Origin of the sequence: Paenibacillus sp. S29 (assembly GCF_049319765.1) — a bacterium.
Classification (GTDB): Bacteria; Bacillota; Bacilli; order Paenibacillales; family Paenibacillaceae; genus Paenibacillus; species Paenibacillus polymyxa_B.
This window is the reverse complement of sequence record NZ_JBMOUI010000013.1, coordinates 126,760-143,747: the sequence shown is the minus strand read 5'-3', so window position 1 is coordinate 143,747 and position 16,988 is coordinate 126,760. Positions and strand designations below refer to the sequence as shown.

The 16,988-nt window shown below is 44.5% G+C and carries 31 protein-coding genes; all 31 read right to left on the bottom strand.

Features of this window, described 5'->3' with window-relative positions:
* Positions 1-7: 7 nt before the first annotated feature.
* The 31 genes from ACL9RM_RS20720 to ACL9RM_RS20570 all read right to left on the bottom strand — a co-directional run bounded on the left by ACL9RM_RS20720 (position 8) and on the right by ACL9RM_RS20570 (position 16,988).
* On the bottom strand, positions 8-226 hold the full coding sequence (locus ACL9RM_RS20720; protein WP_414126499.1) for a hypothetical protein: 219 nt from the start codon (positions 224-226) through the stop codon (positions 8-10).
* Positions 227-331: 105 nt separating this feature from the next.
* Positions 332-967: a protein Mom gene (locus tag ACL9RM_RS20715; protein WP_075153642.1), complete on the bottom strand. Its 636-nt coding sequence runs from the start codon at positions 965-967 to the stop codon at positions 332-334.
* The gene (locus ACL9RM_RS20710) at positions 960-1,475 is read right to left on the bottom strand and encodes a ParB N-terminal domain-containing protein (protein ID WP_414126498.1); all 516 of its coding nucleotides are present in this window, start codon (positions 1,473-1,475) and stop codon (positions 960-962) included. The genes ACL9RM_RS20715 and ACL9RM_RS20710 overlap by 8 nt, the downstream gene beginning before the upstream one ends.
* A gap of 69 nt (positions 1,476-1,544) precedes the next feature.
* Positions 1,545-1,760: a hypothetical protein gene (locus tag ACL9RM_RS20705; protein WP_414126497.1), complete on the bottom strand. Its 216-nt coding sequence runs from the start codon at positions 1,758-1,760 to the stop codon at positions 1,545-1,547.
* Between the two features lie 63 nt (positions 1,761-1,823).
* Positions 1,824-1,961 carry a hypothetical protein gene (locus ACL9RM_RS20700; protein ID WP_414126496.1) on the bottom strand — a complete coding sequence of 46 codons (138 nt, stop codon included), beginning with the start codon at positions 1,959-1,961 and terminating at the stop codon, positions 1,824-1,826.
* Positions 1,962-2,166: 205 nt separating this feature from the next.
* On the bottom strand, positions 2,167-2,331 hold the full coding sequence (locus ACL9RM_RS20695; protein WP_414126495.1) for a hypothetical protein: 165 nt from the start codon (positions 2,329-2,331) through the stop codon (positions 2,167-2,169).
* 503 nt (positions 2,332-2,834) lie between these two features.
* Positions 2,835-3,017, bottom strand: coding sequence for a hypothetical protein (locus tag ACL9RM_RS20690; protein WP_414126494.1), 183 nt, complete (start codon positions 3,015-3,017; stop codon positions 2,835-2,837).
* A 106-nt stretch (positions 3,018-3,123) separates the two neighbouring features.
* Entirely contained in the window at positions 3,124-3,753 is a 630-nt protein-coding gene (locus ACL9RM_RS20685) for a DUF4367 domain-containing protein (protein ID WP_414126493.1), read from the bottom strand.
* Between the two features lie 15 nt (positions 3,754-3,768).
* Complete coding sequence (locus tag ACL9RM_RS20680) at positions 3,769-4,245, bottom strand: peptidoglycan-binding domain-containing protein (RefSeq protein ID WP_414126492.1); 477 nt, start codon at positions 4,243-4,245, stop codon at positions 3,769-3,771.
* 425 nt (positions 4,246-4,670) lie between these two features.
* Positions 4,671-4,955 carry a hypothetical protein gene (locus ACL9RM_RS20675; protein ID WP_414126491.1) on the bottom strand — a complete coding sequence of 95 codons (285 nt, stop codon included), beginning with the start codon at positions 4,953-4,955 and terminating at the stop codon, positions 4,671-4,673.
* Positions 4,956-5,141: 186 nt separating this feature from the next.
* Entirely contained in the window at positions 5,142-6,845 is a 1,704-nt protein-coding gene (locus ACL9RM_RS20670; RefSeq protein ID WP_414126490.1) for an AIPR family protein, read from the bottom strand.
* Positions 6,846-6,932: 87 nt separating this feature from the next.
* Positions 6,933-7,415 carry an ArpU family phage packaging/lysis transcriptional regulator gene (locus tag ACL9RM_RS20665; RefSeq protein ID WP_414126489.1) on the bottom strand — a complete coding sequence of 161 codons (483 nt, stop codon included), beginning with the start codon at positions 7,413-7,415 and terminating at the stop codon, positions 6,933-6,935.
* A 92-nt stretch (positions 7,416-7,507) separates the two neighbouring features.
* The gene (locus ACL9RM_RS20660; RefSeq protein WP_323873213.1) at positions 7,508-7,633 is read right to left on the bottom strand and encodes a hypothetical protein; all 126 of its coding nucleotides are present in this window, start codon (positions 7,631-7,633) and stop codon (positions 7,508-7,510) included.
* On the bottom strand, positions 7,630-7,869 hold the full coding sequence (locus ACL9RM_RS20655; RefSeq protein WP_414126488.1) for a hypothetical protein: 240 nt from the start codon (positions 7,867-7,869) through the stop codon (positions 7,630-7,632). Before ACL9RM_RS20655 ends, ACL9RM_RS20660 begins: the two co-directional genes overlap by 4 nt.
* A gap of 72 nt (positions 7,870-7,941) precedes the next feature.
* Positions 7,942-8,166 (bottom strand): hypothetical protein, encoded by a 225-nt coding sequence (locus ACL9RM_RS20650; protein ID WP_414126487.1) that lies wholly within the window; start codon positions 8,164-8,166, stop codon positions 7,942-7,944.
* A 52-nt stretch (positions 8,167-8,218) separates the two neighbouring features.
* Positions 8,219-8,341, bottom strand: a complete 123-nt coding sequence (locus tag ACL9RM_RS20645) for a hypothetical protein (protein WP_414126486.1) — start codon at positions 8,339-8,341, stop codon at positions 8,219-8,221.
* A gap of 26 nt (positions 8,342-8,367) precedes the next feature.
* Entirely contained in the window at positions 8,368-9,315 is a 948-nt protein-coding gene (locus ACL9RM_RS20640) for a DUF3102 domain-containing protein (RefSeq protein WP_414126485.1), read from the bottom strand.
* Complete coding sequence (locus tag ACL9RM_RS20635; protein WP_414126484.1) at positions 9,312-10,868, bottom strand: PcfJ domain-containing protein; 1,557 nt, start codon at positions 10,866-10,868, stop codon at positions 9,312-9,314. The genes ACL9RM_RS20640 and ACL9RM_RS20635 overlap by 4 nt, the downstream gene beginning before the upstream one ends.
* Positions 10,869-10,870: 2 nt before the next feature.
* A complete protein-coding gene (locus tag ACL9RM_RS20630) occupies positions 10,871-11,236 on the bottom strand; it encodes a hypothetical protein (protein WP_422759389.1) in 366 nt (121 codons plus the stop codon).
* A 96-nt stretch (positions 11,237-11,332) separates the two neighbouring features.
* Complete coding sequence (locus ACL9RM_RS20625; RefSeq protein ID WP_414126482.1) at positions 11,333-12,172, bottom strand: hypothetical protein; 840 nt, start codon at positions 12,170-12,172, stop codon at positions 11,333-11,335.
* A 6-nt stretch (positions 12,173-12,178) separates the two neighbouring features.
* The gene (locus tag ACL9RM_RS20620) at positions 12,179-12,721 is read right to left on the bottom strand and encodes a hypothetical protein (RefSeq protein ID WP_414126481.1); all 543 of its coding nucleotides are present in this window, start codon (positions 12,719-12,721) and stop codon (positions 12,179-12,181) included.
* Positions 12,718-12,849 carry a hypothetical protein gene (locus ACL9RM_RS20615; RefSeq protein WP_414126480.1) on the bottom strand — a complete coding sequence of 44 codons (132 nt, stop codon included), beginning with the start codon at positions 12,847-12,849 and terminating at the stop codon, positions 12,718-12,720. Before ACL9RM_RS20615 ends, ACL9RM_RS20620 begins: the two co-directional genes overlap by 4 nt.
* A 186-nt stretch (positions 12,850-13,035) precedes the next feature.
* Positions 13,036-13,203: a DUF6906 family protein gene (locus tag ACL9RM_RS20610; RefSeq protein ID WP_414126479.1), complete on the bottom strand. Its 168-nt coding sequence runs from the start codon at positions 13,201-13,203 to the stop codon at positions 13,036-13,038.
* Positions 13,166-13,441, bottom strand: coding sequence for a hypothetical protein (locus ACL9RM_RS20605; protein ID WP_414126478.1), 276 nt, complete (start codon positions 13,439-13,441; stop codon positions 13,166-13,168). The genes ACL9RM_RS20610 and ACL9RM_RS20605 overlap by 38 nt, the downstream gene beginning before the upstream one ends.
* Positions 13,442-13,454: 13 nt before the next feature.
* Positions 13,455-14,858, bottom strand: a complete 1,404-nt coding sequence (gene dnaB, locus ACL9RM_RS20600) for a replicative DNA helicase (RefSeq protein ID WP_414126477.1) — start codon at positions 14,856-14,858, stop codon at positions 13,455-13,457.
* Entirely contained in the window at positions 14,836-15,171 is a 336-nt protein-coding gene (locus tag ACL9RM_RS20595; RefSeq protein ID WP_414126476.1) for a hypothetical protein, read from the bottom strand. Before ACL9RM_RS20595 ends, dnaB begins: the two co-directional genes overlap by 23 nt.
* Positions 15,131-16,078, bottom strand: coding sequence for a hypothetical protein (locus tag ACL9RM_RS20590; RefSeq protein WP_414126475.1), 948 nt, complete (start codon positions 16,076-16,078; stop codon positions 15,131-15,133). Before ACL9RM_RS20590 ends, ACL9RM_RS20595 begins: the two co-directional genes overlap by 41 nt.
* A gap of 32 nt (positions 16,079-16,110) precedes the next feature.
* Positions 16,111-16,392: a hypothetical protein gene (locus ACL9RM_RS20585; RefSeq protein ID WP_165150389.1), complete on the bottom strand. Its 282-nt coding sequence runs from the start codon at positions 16,390-16,392 to the stop codon at positions 16,111-16,113.
* Complete coding sequence (locus tag ACL9RM_RS20580; RefSeq protein WP_414126474.1) at positions 16,389-16,583, bottom strand: hypothetical protein; 195 nt, start codon at positions 16,581-16,583, stop codon at positions 16,389-16,391. Before ACL9RM_RS20580 ends, ACL9RM_RS20585 begins: the two co-directional genes overlap by 4 nt.
* Entirely contained in the window at positions 16,580-16,780 is a 201-nt protein-coding gene (locus ACL9RM_RS20575; RefSeq protein ID WP_414126473.1) for a hypothetical protein, read from the bottom strand. The genes ACL9RM_RS20580 and ACL9RM_RS20575 overlap by 4 nt, the downstream gene beginning before the upstream one ends.
* A 13-nt stretch (positions 16,781-16,793) precedes the next feature.
* Entirely contained in the window at positions 16,794-16,988 is a 195-nt protein-coding gene (locus ACL9RM_RS20570; RefSeq protein ID WP_414126472.1) for a hypothetical protein, read from the bottom strand.

Here is a 16,988-nt window from a genome sequence, read left to right as displayed (position 1 = left end):
AATAAAGTCAAAACTCATCCTTTTGAAGCTTAATATCCAACTCAATTAGACGGTCCAAGTCCTGAACCGTCTGCATTTTTATATTTCCAGCCTGCAGGTCTTTGACCCACTGTGCGATTCCTGCCTTAACAATCTTCCGGTATTGCGCCTTGCTTTCAAGGATACCTTCTATGATTTCAATCTCGCGTTGTAATGATGCGTTATATTGTTCGTTGTCTGTTCCCATTGTCGTATCCCTCGGCTTTCCTATATACTGGAATGCGAGATAGCGGATGATCCGAAAAGCCACGCGTGGCGCGCCGCTATCTCAGCCGGGGGATACCCTGGATGATCAGGAGGACGTTACAGCGTCCTCCTTTTTATTTGGATACGGTTTGTGAAGATTTTGTATCTTACGTCGCATCTTCTTGTTAAGTGGCATCAGATACTTATGCTTCCCAGCCGTGTAATACAACTCAGCATTGGCATCAAGGTTATTCCTGATCCATTCAATACGTTGGCTACCAGTACCGTATTTGGAATGTATCGATTTGGGATGAGTCTTCTTCCCCTTGATGATGAAATAATGTTCGCCGTCAGTCTTTCCCTCGTAAATCCAATTGGTAGCCTGATAGATCCCACCATGATGGTTTTGTTCAACATCGGCATAACTCACAATCAATTCAACGTTGGGAGACTGCTCCTTCAGGAACTTGAGGGCTTTGGCAAGAATCTCCGATACAAACGATTGATGCTTCGTTAAGGCAACCCGTGTCAACTCACAACATTCACGCTGCGTCAACCCGTAAGGGGAACCAATGTGATTCGTGGCGCCCCTGCTGAAAATGACAACCCCAATAAACTGACCGTTTTCCCATGCACCCACCTTCACCGACTTGCCAGCAGGCAGGCTGCGGCTGTAGTGGAAATTCTCACAGGCAAACTTCGCAGCTGCATGCGTCGCCCAATCTATCTTTAAATCAATCATGTTCAAATTCCTCACCGCAATGCGGGCAAGTCACCAGTTTGGAACTCAACACGCCAAGATCACCCTGGTCTTCTGCTGTCCCTGCCTCGAAGTTCGGAATCTCAATTTCTCCAAGCATTTGTTTGAGGTCCACTTCATCGAAACCCGACAAGGAAATGTCTTCCCCTGCCTCCTGCAACTCAACAAGCAATTGCGTCAGCGCTTCATCATCCCAACGGCCTGACACTTTGTTGAGGGCGATGTTAAGTAGCCGTTCTTGTTGATCGTCCAAATTGACGACGGAAACGGCCAACTCGGTATGTTTCAGTTCATTGACCATGATCTTATGGCGTTGGTGACCGCCGACCATGTTCCCGGTGCGTTCGTTCCAGACGATGGGCTCCACATAACCAAAGGATTCGATGCTGGCTTTCAGCTTTTCATACTCTGGGTCACCAGGCTGAAGGTCAGCCCGTGGGTTATATGCTGCTGCGTTGATTTGTTCGATTGGTAGGACTCTGATTTCCATATATACCTCCATTTCTCCGGCAACAAAAAAAGGGCGAGCTGTAAAGGCTCGTCCCTTTGGGGTTCATATTTAGCTTGATTGATCGGTAGCTTCAGCGAGTAATTCCTTTTCCATTTTGACAAGGGTTATATCCAAATTACTTATGCTTCTTTCAATTGCATACCACTCACTGCTATCGATCATCGCTTTTTTCTCTAACTCTTTTATCCTGTTGTTAAATAACAGGAGTATGCTTGACATCTTATACAGCGCTTGGACAATCTCAAGCTGCTTATCATTTTCCATACAACCACATCCTCTATGGATTATGACTTCAGTCTACCATATTCCTACTATATTTAAGTTGAATTACTCATCAACCACCTGAAAACTAAAGTAAGCAACCTCCAACGGCCTGCGGAATGTCACTTCACCTACGAACAAAATTTCATTTCCATCAGCATCGGTGACGCGTATATCCTTTTGGTCTTTCGGTTCAAGATTCATGTCAAATGACCTCCTATTTAAGTTGAGTTGGTTTTCACTATTCGGGTGAGAAGCTATTAGGCTGTCAGGCTGCGTGTATGCCCTCTCTCTGCTCTCTTCTGCGCTCCTTCCGGTATTCGTCCGTGTGATAGAAAGGAAGCTCAGAATAGCTCACATATTGTCATTTGAGGACAAAAGAAAAAGCACCGTAATAGGTGCTTTCTAATCACTTTTTGTAAATTATTAATGCGACATGATTGTGGCCAGATGAAGAAAGTTTGATATCTACAAGATCTGACGGTGGGATATTACCGAGAATTGCGTTAACCTTAAGTTCGATTTCAGACGGATTGTTGCTGCTAACTGTCTTTATATAAACTCGTTGACTCATATACAACTCCTCCTTTCGACATCATATTTCGACAATCAGGAAGAATTATCCTCTTTAGCACATGGCCTCAAACAAAACTGTTTAACTCCATCCCATCTACCCCATACACAACCTTTGCATTTCTTCGGTTGTTTGGGTGGTCCCTTTAACGGGAGCAAAATTCCTTTCTTCTGCTTCTTCTTCAAGACTAAAATCCTTTCAAAAGGCAATAAAAAAAGCCACCCAAATGAGTGACTTGTATCTGCCTATGTATTTACAGCACCAAATGAACTGATGCGCTTATTTAAAACCCGAAAAAAGAAACAGCGATAGGTTCTATTCCCGCAAGCGGGATGCAAAACGCTGCGCTGTTGCATAAAAGCATTTGTACTTAGTAACTAGAGAGGAGTGATAAGACCATTTTACAAATTGCTAAAAATAGCCGTCAAAGAACAAAAACCGGACAACACCGGAAAATGGGTAATTAAACCATCATAAGCTGGCTTTTGCTCACTTTCTCAATACTACTCATCCCAAACGATTCTTTCGCCTAGTTGATCATCATCACCAGACTTCATGACTTCCCAGCACACACCACAAAATGAAGCGCCAAGCGTAGTGTGAAATTCTGGATTCGGATTATTACATATTAAACACTGTCCTTTTACAGGACGCTTTACTTTTCCTGTCTCCACATCATGAAACAAGGACGATCCCTCCTTAACTGATAATGATAGTCTGCGAGGATGACTTGTAAGATGTAACAAAAAAACACAAGCAAATATGCCTGTGCTTTTTTTGTAGCTTATCTTGTTACTCTTGAATTTTTTTTGCAATTTCCATCAATTCGTCAAGAGTGGAATTGAAAGAAGAAACAGTATAAAAGTGATCTTTTGTAATCAGATGAACAACCTTTCTTTCTTGCCCGTCAACATAAACAGCAGTATGATCGTTGATTTTAGTCGACTCAACCTTTTCCCCTTTGTATGTGTCTTTCAAACTATCAATAGTAGCCTGTTCATCCATTTGGGACTCGGTTTGGATGACCATAACTTCATTACCATCAGTTCCACGATATGACTGTCTGATGATCAGTCCATTCTCGCCTTTTAAAGCTGTTGTGTTTAATGGTTTCAAACTGTGTTTTTCAGCCGCTGTCGCTTTAAGCGAGGCTCCCTGCGCTAGATTGGGAATATGGATATCTTCTGCTGGTACGTCAGATATGTTTATGAGTCCTTCGATATCACCAGAGCTTTCAACTACTGTCTCTGCTGGTGTTTCAGTCGGCGCTTGAACTGTTGAAGTATCAATCGCTTCTGCTTTGGTTTCAACCGGAACCTGTGATGGAACTTCGGCTTCGGCAGCATATGAATTATATACAAATGCACCACTACCTATTACGAGTGCGCCACCTAATGCTACAGCAACTAATTGTTTTTTCAAATTAAACCCCTCCTATTAATATACAGTACCTGAAGTAACGGTCCTATTATTGGATTTGTACAAAACAGCATATCTCATACCACTACCACTATCTCCTGTCCCATAAAACACATAATAAGTTGAGCTATCAGGAGTAGATAAGAAGAAGGATCTTCCTGGAACTTCAACAGAGACATTATAGTTCATTCTATTCCAAGTCCCCGAACCAGCTATTCCATCTGCTGTTAGTCCTTTAGCTCTTTGAAAATTTTGGAGCCCCGTTTTCGCACCGCTACCAAAACTTCCATCAATCGTTCCTACAGCTCCCTGTTGTCCATAGGCCCATAAATTTGCTTGCAGCGCTCTCACATATCCCCCACTGTCGCCTTGGCGCAAAGTAGGAAAACCACTAAAGTCACTTGCTGCACTTGCTATGCTTGCAAGCCCGAGACTACCTACTAACGCCACAGATGCAACAGCTAGAGACATTACAGATTTCAGGTTTCTTTTCAACGCAATTCCCTCCATTTTATAATTCTACGATTTTTAGCTCGACTCATTGAACTCCTTGTTCTGATTAAGTAGATCGATCCCCTTCTTTCCAAGACAAGAGTGGACTTTATTAATCAGGATGGTTATGTAAGACTACTATGTATGTTCTTATGACTAATAAAGCATGTTCAAAAAACAGCTATTATAAATTAGTTAGCTATTTTTTACATTTGTTTGTCTTCTCTTACATTATAAGTTTTATATTGTAATATTTCAACAAAACTATGGACAATCCTACCAATATATTAGTGGCACGCTACGGAATTGAACCGCGCAAGGGGTCTGACCAGACTGTTAATGTTTCCGCTGGTTAACTGGTACCTTGCTGCCTGCACGTGCCGTAAAGCCCCGGAATGATCCGGGGAATGATGCTGAGTGATGCTTAATTAATTGAGCGCCAGAACTGCTGCCTTAACGTGAGCTGGGATGGTGTATCCGTCCTTTTCCGTCAGGCTGCCATCAGTATGCACGGTTACAGCGAGTTGCTCGTACTCATCGCCACTTGCTGGGATAACCGGATGGCCGTATGCATGTTGGCCTTCAAATTTAATGGCGGTGCCGTACTCGCTCTTGGTCTCTGCTGCTTCCTGCGTGCTTTCGATGTGCAAGATTCTAAACCGATCCAAATATGCGTACCCACCGTTTCTTACCGCGCTTGCTTCTGTAGACATATTCATGTCCTCCTAATATGGTTTTATAGAGAAATCAAAAAGGCCGGCACATTGGCCGACCTGATCACCGAGGCTCGAAAGCTAAGGTGTGTTCCTTATGATTTTCCATGATATAAATTTACCACATAAAAAGTCCAGTGGCGGGCCATAAACCAATCATTTTCCAGTCAAGAAACAGGCAAGCTTTTAGTTCCCGTTAAGTATTTTTAAAGCCTTGTCCGAAATGTTGGAGTCTTTAGCGTTATCTCTTGATAAATCCCCGTTGAGGACTGAATCTAATAATACAATAGAATTCTGAATCGCCAACAAACACTCATCGTCATCCCATACTATTCGGTTCAGTCTCTCACAACTTTTTTCAAATTTGTTGGATTTCATATCAAAAAGAGTAGTGCCCAAAATTTGCATACGTATTAAATCAAGTAAGTGGTACTTAAAAGCACGATATTTGTTGTCAATCTGATTTCTTCTCATAAACCATTCTACCCTGAAAAGAGTATACGAACTTAAATAGTAGGCTATCGGTGGATGTCCTTCAACGAACACTCTACTTCCAACATCTTTTATTAATGTTCCATAATATCTACTTGATTGATGTGCCCTTTTTAAAAACATCGCAGCAAAAGAACGAATTTGTGATGATACATTAACAATCCGAATTTTTTCAATGCCTACATCGGACCGAAACTGTTGTGATCGACGTTCATAAAACAGCTTATGTTTCTCATCTACAGCCATATAGAATTCCTCCAAATGTTTCTGGAAATCTGTAAGAGCTGAGAGTTCTTCAATCTTAACCGGTGTCTGTCTATTCGTAGCTTTTGTAACTCTATTTTTGATGGAATTATCAGGCGCAACAATCAATTTTAATGGTATTTGAACTGTTTCATTTAGGATATCTTTGTTGTTAAACAGTACATGGCTTGTTTGACACCCGTTTACTATTTGATAACCCGTTAAAGTAAACTTATCACCGGTCAATTTTAAATCTTCTGAAACAATAGTAACCCCATTGTTTAAAACAACAAATGCTTCTTTCCCCTCTGTCTTAAGAGTGGTGTCAATTTCTGTATTTACTGGATTATCCCCTTGGAAATCTCGCACGTTTTCTGTGAACAACGTCCTGATTAGATTACCATTTTCATCGCTAATTAAACTTATATATTCTGTTGCAGAAACATAACCTAAATATGATTCTCTGATAAGGTCGATTTGGGGGAGAGTTATCCTATTAGAGAACACAAAGGTTTTTGACAAATTATTTTTCGCCTTGCTAAATAATCCTTGAAGTCCTCTCGCATCAATTGGTTTAAAGAGTACAACGTCAAAGATAGCCAAGTCTTCAAGATCATCAACTTCAGTTTTAATACGAGAAACTAGTTTTTCCTCATCAGTCCACTTGCCTGTCGTAACATAATACACTTTAATTTTTGGATTCCCATGTTTGAATAGATCACTCTTTGTATAGATATATTTAATATAAGATTCTTTTTCACTCAGCAGTTCATTTCTAGGCATACTTGGATTTGAAGAAAGCAGCTCCTTTATACCAAAAAACATATCAGAAATTTCAGACCCTTTAAATTCAGATCCTGATTTCGCCTGTATGAAAATAAATTCCGCCTCTACGTATTTGTTCATTTTTGCCAGTTCGTCAATTTCTTCTTTTGAATTAATCAAGACACCATTAACTAAAATGACGACTCCATCCAGTTGCAAGTCATTTCCCCCAGCAACACTTATATTCTCAATTTCAAATTCTTCCTCATACTCATTAGCAGTCACACAAAAGTTGGCAAAATATTCAAATAAATCGGGCTGAGAAATTCCATCTGAGAAACTTTGTTCCTTTCTAAAAGATTCAAGCAAATTTTTGGTTACTAAGTCCATTCTATTTTTCCCCCTTAGGTAAATATACTTATAATATTACAACTTACCACCAAACATTTCCATAAAAAAGACAATATTAGTCTATCTCTATCTTTGCCGATTTAATGGACTCAATTTATGAAATATTTCAAGTTTCAGAGCTGCAGACAATATGCCAATTGCATCTGCTTTAACTCGCCTAAACGAACTTTCACTAATCCCCATCTCCCCACAACTGATATAATCAAACTCACCCTCATCATCAAGATAGCTGCGCTGAATAACCTCCCGTTGCATACTGGAAAGCTTACTCATTGCCAGTTCCAGCAGCTTATCCTTTGCATAAAGCTCTGCTTCTTTGTCCACGTTGTAAACAGCGATGTTCTCTGTTTGCTTGCTGATCGCGTTTGTAGATTGATGTTCTCTATATGAATACGCCTGTGTGGTTGCTGCTTCGCGTCGTACAAAACCTATCTGCCGATACTGCCGAACTGTCTCCAGATATTCCTCCACCGCAAGGCGGGTGGCTTTTTCATCGACCGGCAATATGTTAAAAGTCAGTTGTAAGTTATTTTTTCTTCTCTTCCCCATTATCGCATTCCCCTCACCGTGTTATAATTTGGTGAAGGTTTGAAACCACTGACCCCCGCGAGCCCGGCCAAGGTATGCGGGGGTTGTTTGTATTACTCCGGGATGCATGTCCCACAAAACTCCTGCCATTCAGCTTGGCAGTCTTCCAGACTCCATCCGTCTACTAAATCCTCAGGATAACCATATTCCAACAATAATTGACGATAATCCTTACTCATAGGGTGCTGCTCCTTTCGTAGCTCTTTGGTGCATACTTGCTTGTTGTCGTGTCCTTTAAATCCAACTTCATGAGCTCGTGAATCACGCGAGTTTTCGGAATGCCGAGCTGTCTTGCAATAGTGGACCGGGTAACCCCTTGACTATCCAGTTCAAATATTTTCTTGTTTATCCCGTCTGGAAGCGACTTGGATAGTCCCTCGATCAACGCATCTGGCCTTTGCTTTACTTGTGACATTTCAATCACTCCCCTTGAAAAGTAGAATCGATCTGATAGGAATCAGGAAGCTCAACCCTTACAGGCGGTCGATCATATACAGCCAGGGTTAATCCTTTGCGGAAATATTCCAGATAAAAATGAGTTCGTATTATTTTGACCTTCGCGTATAAACTCGAACTCTAAATAATCTCCTTTAATGTCAGTTATAGTCCCGTTTACATCTATTTCATTGCCGCCCTCGTCGTTCCCGGAAATACGCGCCCGCATCCAACGTAAATTGGGGTTAAACGCCCACGACTGTACTGCTAATTCCATTTATAATCGTCTCCTTTAAGGTATATAGGGTAAGAGGCCAGAAGGCCCCTGTTTATGCGCTGTAAGACAGCTCCTGTACCTCAGCTTCACAATCTTCGTCGGTCATCGTCTCTAACAGCGTTTCTTCGTATCCGATCTCACGCAACAGAATTCGATCACTCGTTTCCGTAAACATGTATATCTCTCCTTCTGGGTATGCCCCTATAATCGTTCTGACATTTTATTGATAAGTACCTTGACGGTCCCTCTGTATTTGGATTGCTCATCTGGATCCGTAATCTCTTCCAACGAGTCAAGCAAATCGCTAAAATTCTTAACCAACGTTTCAAAAAAAACAGCGAATTTAGCAACAGCCTTGCTCTGTGCCTGCTTTGCTACAGTGGCACGCAAGGAAGCAAGCTCCTGCTCTACAGCGTCCGGGACCTTCTCGACAATCTCCTTAGCTGGCTTCTTTTTCAGTTCGGCTTCCAGCTCCTTGATACGAGCAGTATGAGCAATGACCTCAAGGTTTGACTGACGGAGCTGTTCTTGCACCTTTCCTGCTGCTTCTGCATCCCCAGCAGCCTGAGCATCCTTGAGTTGCTGTTTGAGCTGTTTAACGATAGTTGTATGGTCCTTGGACTTGGTTTCCAACGTAGCCTTTTCCTTGGCTAGTTTCTCGCGCTCATGTCGCTCCTGTTCTGCTGCGACGGCTGCTTCGCTGGCCTTCGCTTCGGCATCCTTTAATTGCTGTTCGAGTTGCTTCTTTTCCTTGATAGCCTTCTGCAGCTCTCGGCTGGACATAGACTCTACATCGTTTTCTCGAACAAACTCCTCACGCTCCTCCTCAGGAACACCCAGAAGCGCTACGGCCTGCGAATAAGTAAGATTTCCAAACGCTTGCGATTTCATATTGTCACCGAATAAGGAAAGCTGATCGGAACCGTATTCCTCAAACAAACGCATGAGGTTGTTTGCCGTACTTTGAGAGAAAGAAACAGACTCTTTCAGCCAGTTCGCCCATTCCCCATGTGGCAACATAGCCTTTGCTTCAGTCAGGCGGCGACCAATCTCAATAGAATTAAGCAAGAACATCCTTTGTGTCTGTTCATTTATGCCATTGATTTCAGTAGCAATTGTTTGAATAGTGCGTGTGGATACCTCTGTCATACGGCCGCCCCCTGTTCAATACCGGTTATATCAACTCTAGTTCGTTTCTTAGTTATTAGTTTCTTAGCGATAAATTGATCAACGAATGCTCGTACTTCAAGGGTCATACCCTTATTTTCAAAGCAACGGCATTGGACTACCTTACCTTTCTGAACTTCCATTGTGTAGTAAGGTTTGTCCGGCTGGTCAATTCTGCGGATAAAAAATAAGTCCGTTTCACCTTTACCATAACTATCCGCATAGCCTCCAACACAATGCAGCAGTGACTTGCCTTCTTCAAACAGTTCTAGAGTAGAAGCCGCTGGCCTAATGAGCAGCCCCTTCCACTCAAAACAATATTTTTGAAGATCAGGAAGACGAGACTCTATCATTTTATTGACCCTCTTATCCTTCTTTAGCTTCACTCGCTTAGTAAGTTTCATATGAGCCTCGTGTAGATCATTTGGAAATAAATAACGTTCCTCTTTCAAGCTCATACGCAAAGTCTCACATTGACCTCGGTAATCACGCCAATCGGATAGCACGTAATACACTTCTTTGTAATGTTCTTTTTTTAGTTGTTTGAGCAAATATTTGATAACCTTTTCCTTTGGCGCAAACGTCAAAGCTATTTTGTAATAATGTTCTGAAGACCCTCCGTATATATCTGAAAGAGAGTGAGCTTCGGACAAACTAATAGACATCCCGTTCGCTCGAGCGATTTGGTAGTATCGGAGCTCTCTTGGCCCAAATTTAAGTCCAGATGTTTTTACCTCTCTCAGCTCCGCTTTGCTAAGCCTTAGCACTTTTTGTAAGGTTTGCCCTCTCCAGTTGATTGCTCCGAAGGTATGATTCTTGTAGAGCTTCGCCCATATGAAGTCTTCAAACCCTGCTTTGGTAAGGTACTCAACGCAAGGGTACCTCGCTGCTAAATCGAAAAACTCAACCATATCTGAAACGTACCGATGATTTGTAAATTTGGTATAGTGCTCCCACGTTGAGTACTGAAACGGTGTTCCTTTTACCGCGCGACGTATATTTTCCTGAGACATAAAACTAGGCCATAAGCTTCCACTGTAATATCGATCAAAAGCGGAATATACTGTCTGCGGTCTCTCCCGGCGATAAGTGTAAAATGTACCGCGTCCTGGCTCAAACAGATACATGTGCCCGACGTCATATAACGTCTCTACATTTTTATAATCGCCACAGTAGTTGCGACGCACTTCTATGATTCTGGCCGTGATGGCTTGCCGATCACGGACGGATTTTTCATACCAAACAAGAACCGCCTGATCGCTCATATATTTACGACTGATTCCAGCAGCTCTTACCCTGCATTGAGACTTACAGTGCGGGCAGACAGCCTGCTCTTGCTGCTTATGTTTGAGTTTTGTCTCTGGATAATGCTGATTATTGCAATGCGTACAATACGCCGATTGAATGCCCTTCACAGTTTTAATGAACAGATACCGGCTGGTTTTCAGCACGGTATCTGTTACATATTTGACCAGCGACTTGCTGATCTTCGTCGGAAAATGTGTTATAAATTCGTCGTATGTCAGCGTGGTCATGATCATTCCCCTCCAAGCAAGTCTTCGAGCGACACGTCGAACGAAGCAACGGAAGGTTTTGAGGGAACTGTTGAGACAGTCTGTACAACTTGTGACTCCCCATCGATCCCAAAGTACTCCAGCACCACGGCAAACCCTTCGGCATCGGACAGCATCGCCATATTGCCTTCCTTCACCTTTTCCGCAGCCTTACGCATGGCATTAAGGCTCTTAGCAATTGTCTTGTCCTTGTCCAAAAGCTTGTCGGCATCTTGCGGATTACCCTGGATGTGTTGAAGCAGAAACTCACCGATCACCTTCACATATTTATTTTTCGATTTATCCATTTCGGCTTTTAGCTTCTTAGTGGCTTGTTCCACGTCGTCCATCCTTTCGAAATAAGATAAGATCATACGTTCCGTTTGATAGGTGCAGGTGGCCGCCGTAGCCCGTGAAGGGAGGGGCCACGCTGCAATGGATTTATATTAAACAGCAGTTGATTGAGCCATTTGCTCTTTAACGCGTCCTTTGTACTTGGTCAATTGAGTGTTGAGCTGACCTGTTGTCATGCCAACACCCACCGCAATGTCGCGCCACGTAACTCCTTCTTTGCGTTTTTGCTCATATAGAGCAGGGAAATCAAGGGGCAGATCTTCGAACACTGGGCGATTCTCCAGAATGTAATTCTCCAAAGTATCCTTATCAATCTCTACGGTTTCCGAAGCGTTAGGCTCCTGATCAGATCCTTCAGCAGCTCCAACAGACTCGTCCTCACCAAAGTTCATTTCACGAGGGGCAGAATCATCGCCTGGCTGCCCATCTTCCTCGTCAGAAACTTCCGGATCGCCATCGACTCCGCGCATCCATTCGGGAATATCATCGAAAGTTCCCTCGCCTTCGTGATCATCGGGGTTCTGATCGTCGCTTTGCTCGTCCTGGTCGACTTGGTCAGTCTGCTCTTCTTGCTCGGCTTGATCGTCACCTGCAGGTGTGTCGTTGCCTGGTTCCTTCGGCCCAAACATCTCCGCTTGGTTCTCATCGCGCTCTGGTTCCGGCTTTTGGGCAGAGAGAACAACACCGGATGAGTCCGTTGTTACGCGACGACCCGTCCATTTTCGATACATGTCGTCCTGATCCTCGAAATCAAAACTTGCCTGTGGATCGCCCAGAAGCACGTTAACTTCATCGCCTTGGCTGTTACTCAAGAAAGCCAAGTGCGGCAATGCAGCTTTAAGTGGGATAATCAGTTTGAGTTCAATGCTCGACTCCCCGATCTTGATTCCTTTAGCAATTTCCCCAGTAAATTTCGCGTAATCTTTCCCCATATCGAATCACTTTCCCCTCTTGGTTTTTTTAGTAGCTGGTTTTTTAGGTGATGGATTTAACAATTTATGAATAACTTCTTTTTGCGGTCTAGTAAGGTTTACTGGCTCATGAACGGCTCGAATAATTTGTGCCAGAACAAAACCATCGCGAACGTTATCGCTTTTATGTTGAAAACCCCATTGTTCGAAGAGCGGAATAATAAGGTCCTCTTTGCTACCTTTGCCCACACCCGTTGCAAATTTCTTGAGTTGGGAAGGCGCGACTTCAAGATACTTCTGCTTTCGAACGTAAAGCCCGATGCGGATTGCCCAGCCTATTGCATACTGCTGACCTACATACGAACCTCTTGAGTTGAAGGAGAAGTTTTCAATTGCAACGCGATCTGTCCTCTGAATCATCCGAAGTGTGCGGATCACCACGTCATTTATGCGCCCTGGGTCTTCACCTTCTCCAACAATTTCAACCCGATCAAGCACAGCACCAGATGGGTCAAGAATAGCTACCCCTGTGTTGGTAGATGGATCAACGCCCACATAACGGAAGCTCATTTCAACACCTTCCTAAGCTCAGAAGCTGCATATTGAAAAGCTTCAGCCGTCCCGGATTCGGACGCTTCCGCTTTTGTCTCCAGATCATCAATGACGCGGTTAATCTCATCTGTACAAATTGTTTTCATCTGTGTTCTTCCCCTCTTTCTTGCAAGAAACGATGGAGTGAAATTCAGCCACCCCTTCATCCAGTTCCACCCGCACTATACTTGGGAACTCCTCGAGTAATTCCGATTCATCAGGAACTTGTCCAGTCCGTATATAGCGGTGTTTCATGTATTCAAAAACCGACCAGCGACTCCATGGACTGCCCATTAGGCCCCCCGCCGAATGATCCGCTTTTTAAGACCGGACTTGCTGATTAACACCATTTCCAAATCCGTATCAAGCACCACAAGCCACGAACTAGGCTTGAGCTTCCATGCTTGCATTTCCTCCTTCTGCTTACGCGTTGGTCGCGCTGGCCGTGTTGGTTTCCCCATGCCCTGAATCCTCCTTATTAAGCTGCTTCCACTCTTCCGGCCATACATATTTACCGTCGATCATTTGAACAACAATATGATCACCTGAGTCTGTAACCCGTACCTCCTGAAACATCCCAGTTTTTCCGTGCAATTGCGTATATCCGTATACTTCTTCTGGAGAAGAAAGTGTTACTGACGGTGTGTGCCACTCACCAGCAACCGGATAACAAAAGCCGTAAAATTGCTCGCTCCCCATGCCCGTTCCTCCCTCAGTGCGCCCAGCGGCGCTTGTCTGTATTTTTTGGCGGCTGTGATGCAGCCGGTTCATATTCCGAATGTGCTCGTTCATAATTCGCGAACTTGTTGTATTGCTTCAGGAACACTAATTCCACCGTACCGACCGGGCCGTTCCGCTGCTTGCCTATGATAATCTCGATGATGTTCTTCTTCTCGGTGTCCTGGTTGTAGTAATCATCCCGGTACAGAAACGCAACGATATCTGCATCTTGCTCAATGGAGCCAGATTCCCGAAGGTCACTCATCATCGGACGCTTGTCCTGGCGTTGCTCCACCGCCCGGCTGAGCTGGGACAGGGCAATAACAGGAACATCCAATTCGCGAGCTAACTGCTTCAAGGTCCGTGATATTTCCGATACCTCCTGCTGCCGGTTCTCGCTAGACTTCCCACGACCTTGAATGAGCTGAAGGTAGTCAATCACAACCAACGCAAGTCCCTCCTGCTTTTTCAAACGGCGACACTTGGCTCGAATCTCATGCACCGTTATGCCTGGCGTGTCGTCAATCATGATGTTGGTCGCACCAAGTACACCAGTAGCAGCAGCAATCTTGCCCCAGTCTTCCTCGGCAAAGTCGCCCATACGCATCTTACTTGCGTCAAGATTCCCCTCTGCGCAAACCATCCGCTGAACGAGCTGAGCTGCCGACATTTCCAAACTGAACACAGCAACTGGGTCAGGTGTTCTCACAGCTACGTTTTGTGCAACATTAAGAGCAAACGCCGTTTTACCAACGGATGGGCGAGCAGCGACTATGATTAGATCACTGTTTTGCAAACCCGCTGTAATGCTATCCAAATCCGTAAAGCCTGTTTGTAGACCGGTTACGGTTCCGTTCTTGAAATTGTCGAACCGTATTTCCGAAGACTCCACCACCTCAATCAGCACATCTCTAACCCGTTTGAAGTCTTGTTCAGGTGCTGCACGATCAGATAATTTGTTCGCTGTATTTTGCATACTCGCAAGGAGCTGCGGAACCTCTTTTCCTGCCGCTGCCTGCTGAATCTGTAACAAGCTTGTCCGGATAAACTCTCGACGAATCGCCGCATCTTCTAGTTGGGAAACGTAGTACCCGGTATTCGCTGCGGTAGGGACACCTTGTGCTAGTTGTGAAAGGTAGCTAACGCCGCCCACGTCTGTAAGCTGTCCGTTGTTTTGCAATTGGTTTGTTACAGTTACAAGGTCAATCGGTTCCTGTGCCGAATGCAAATCCGCAAGCGCTTGGTAAATTAGTTGATGCCCTGCACCATAGAAAGCGTCAGGCCCAAGTTGGCTGGTTGCAATCTCCACCGAATCGGCATCAAGTAGCATGGCTCCAAGCACTGCCTGCTCTGTTTCCAAGTTGTAGGGCAGCTCAAGATTTTCTAAGACGTTCAAGAATGTCCTCCTTCCAGCCCAATGGTGGAGGACAAGCTCTTTGTCGTGCGGCTTCACGCTCTGCGAAGTATCCCGCCGTCTCAGCTCGCAACCGATCACGCTCTATCTGTTCGCCCAACCGACCACGGATTTCCGCAATGGTCGGGTAGAATTTGTTGGTCATGATGTGCTGTTCGACGTTTTGAATAGCCACCTCGAACGGTATATCGCGCAAATATTTTAAGTGGCGCTCCTCATTTTCGGGGCTAGTGTCAAAAGCAGGATAGCTTTCGCTAATGACGATAAACAGTCGCATTACGTCCGCTCTGTTCACGCGCTTCCTCCTCCTTCAGCCGTTGTTGTAAATCATTCGTTCTCTGTTGCTGCCTTGTCGGTTGCTGTGGTCGTGTTGGTGGCCCCGTATATGCTGGCAATGCTCGTTTGGCATCATAGGCAGCATCAAAGGCTTTTGCTGCGTCCAGTGTGAGCGCCTTGCCAGCAAGATAATCGTTCAAAATCCGGGTTATAAGCGGGAAGCTTGGCCCCGTGGAAACTAGAGCTGCACGTTCAAGCGCTCGTATAACAACTGCTTCTTCCATGCCATCTTCGTCGATATACTTCCCCAGCGCGCTGCTTTGGTATGGATTACAGGAAAAACCAAACACTCGCTCATGAGCAGCGTAGAACGATTCATACTCCGATTCATGCGCACATGCTGTAGCAGCAGAAGTAGAAGCAGTAGAAGAAGAAAGATCTTTTAATACAGTGTCAGGATTTTTGACTACTTCATCGACTACTTTTTGTAAGTGGTCAAGATTTTGGACAACTTCGTTGACCACTTTTGGATTATCACCGTTAAAGCTGTCAGAATTTTCGACTACTTCTTTGACAACCCCCTCGAAGTAGTCAAGATTTTCGTCTACTTCGCTGACAACTATCGAATCAAATCTGATAGAATAGTCTCCTCTCGCACTACCTCTCGGCGGTGGAATATAACCAATCAGACCTGCCTCAACCAACTTGCCTCGATGCTTATTCAGGGTTTCGCGATTTCTGAATCCCGTTCGTAGCATCAAATCTGCATTTGTCATTTTGAATGATCTGCGCCAGCCTAATTTACTGCTTCGTTGCCATAGAGCTACCATTATCGCTATCCCCTCGGGACCGAACTCCTCCGGGCCTCCAATGGCTTCAAACTGCTCCAAAAGCCCGGAAAGGGTTGGTCTGGCTGTCTCGGTCATTGTGTCTCCCCCTCCCGTAGCCGTATCAGCCATTAGTGCGTTTTTATGATTTTAGTTAGAGTCCCTCTGGAACCCAAAGCCTGCATACTATCCTGCATTCCGTCCGTCACTGAGTTGACTACTCCCATAAGCATGAGGCCGCAGTCGACTTCATTTGCTGCCACAGGGATATGACTCCCGAGTAAGTAAGCCATGCTTTCAATGAATGTTCCCATTGACTCACGACCTTCGTTCTGCGCTTTGTCGAACTCACGACAAAACACATCCAACAGCTCCTTCTTTTTGGCCTTCACATCAAATTCAACGGTACTCATATGGCACGCTCCTTCATCGTTTTTTCCTTCCAAGCCTCATCGCCCAAGCAGCGACTTGGAGTTACTTCAAAGTGCCTTAGGCCCTTAACGAAAGAAACAAACTTATTCGTCTTCTTCTCGTAGTACATTCCGTTGAGGACGTGCGTAGGGTCGTCTGTAGCAAATAGATCGAGCTGAACCGGATTACTCAATACACCTCACCCTTTACAGCCTCAATGCCTTGCTTGACCTGCTGCTTGGCTGTCTTCCAAGCATCCGCATAAACAGCCTGCGGATTGTCTCCTGGGGCCAAAGACACGACTAAACCTGCATCAACCCGTAACGACTGATAATTGCCGAGATTCTTTGTAAATGTAAAACCAACGGAAACCTCTTTAAGCTGCGCCATACATAACCTCCTGTTATTTCTTTGGATTCCGGTCATCTCGCAGGAATATGATAGGCTCCACGACCTTGACGACTGTCCAACCGGGATATCCTCGTGCAAAGTAAGCGACAACCTCCCGCTTAAAGGCTGCTGGATCGGTATCAAACAAAGCCCAAATGCGTGGGCCTACCATGCTGCGCAAAAGTGGTCTGCCCGTAAGGTCGTCCAT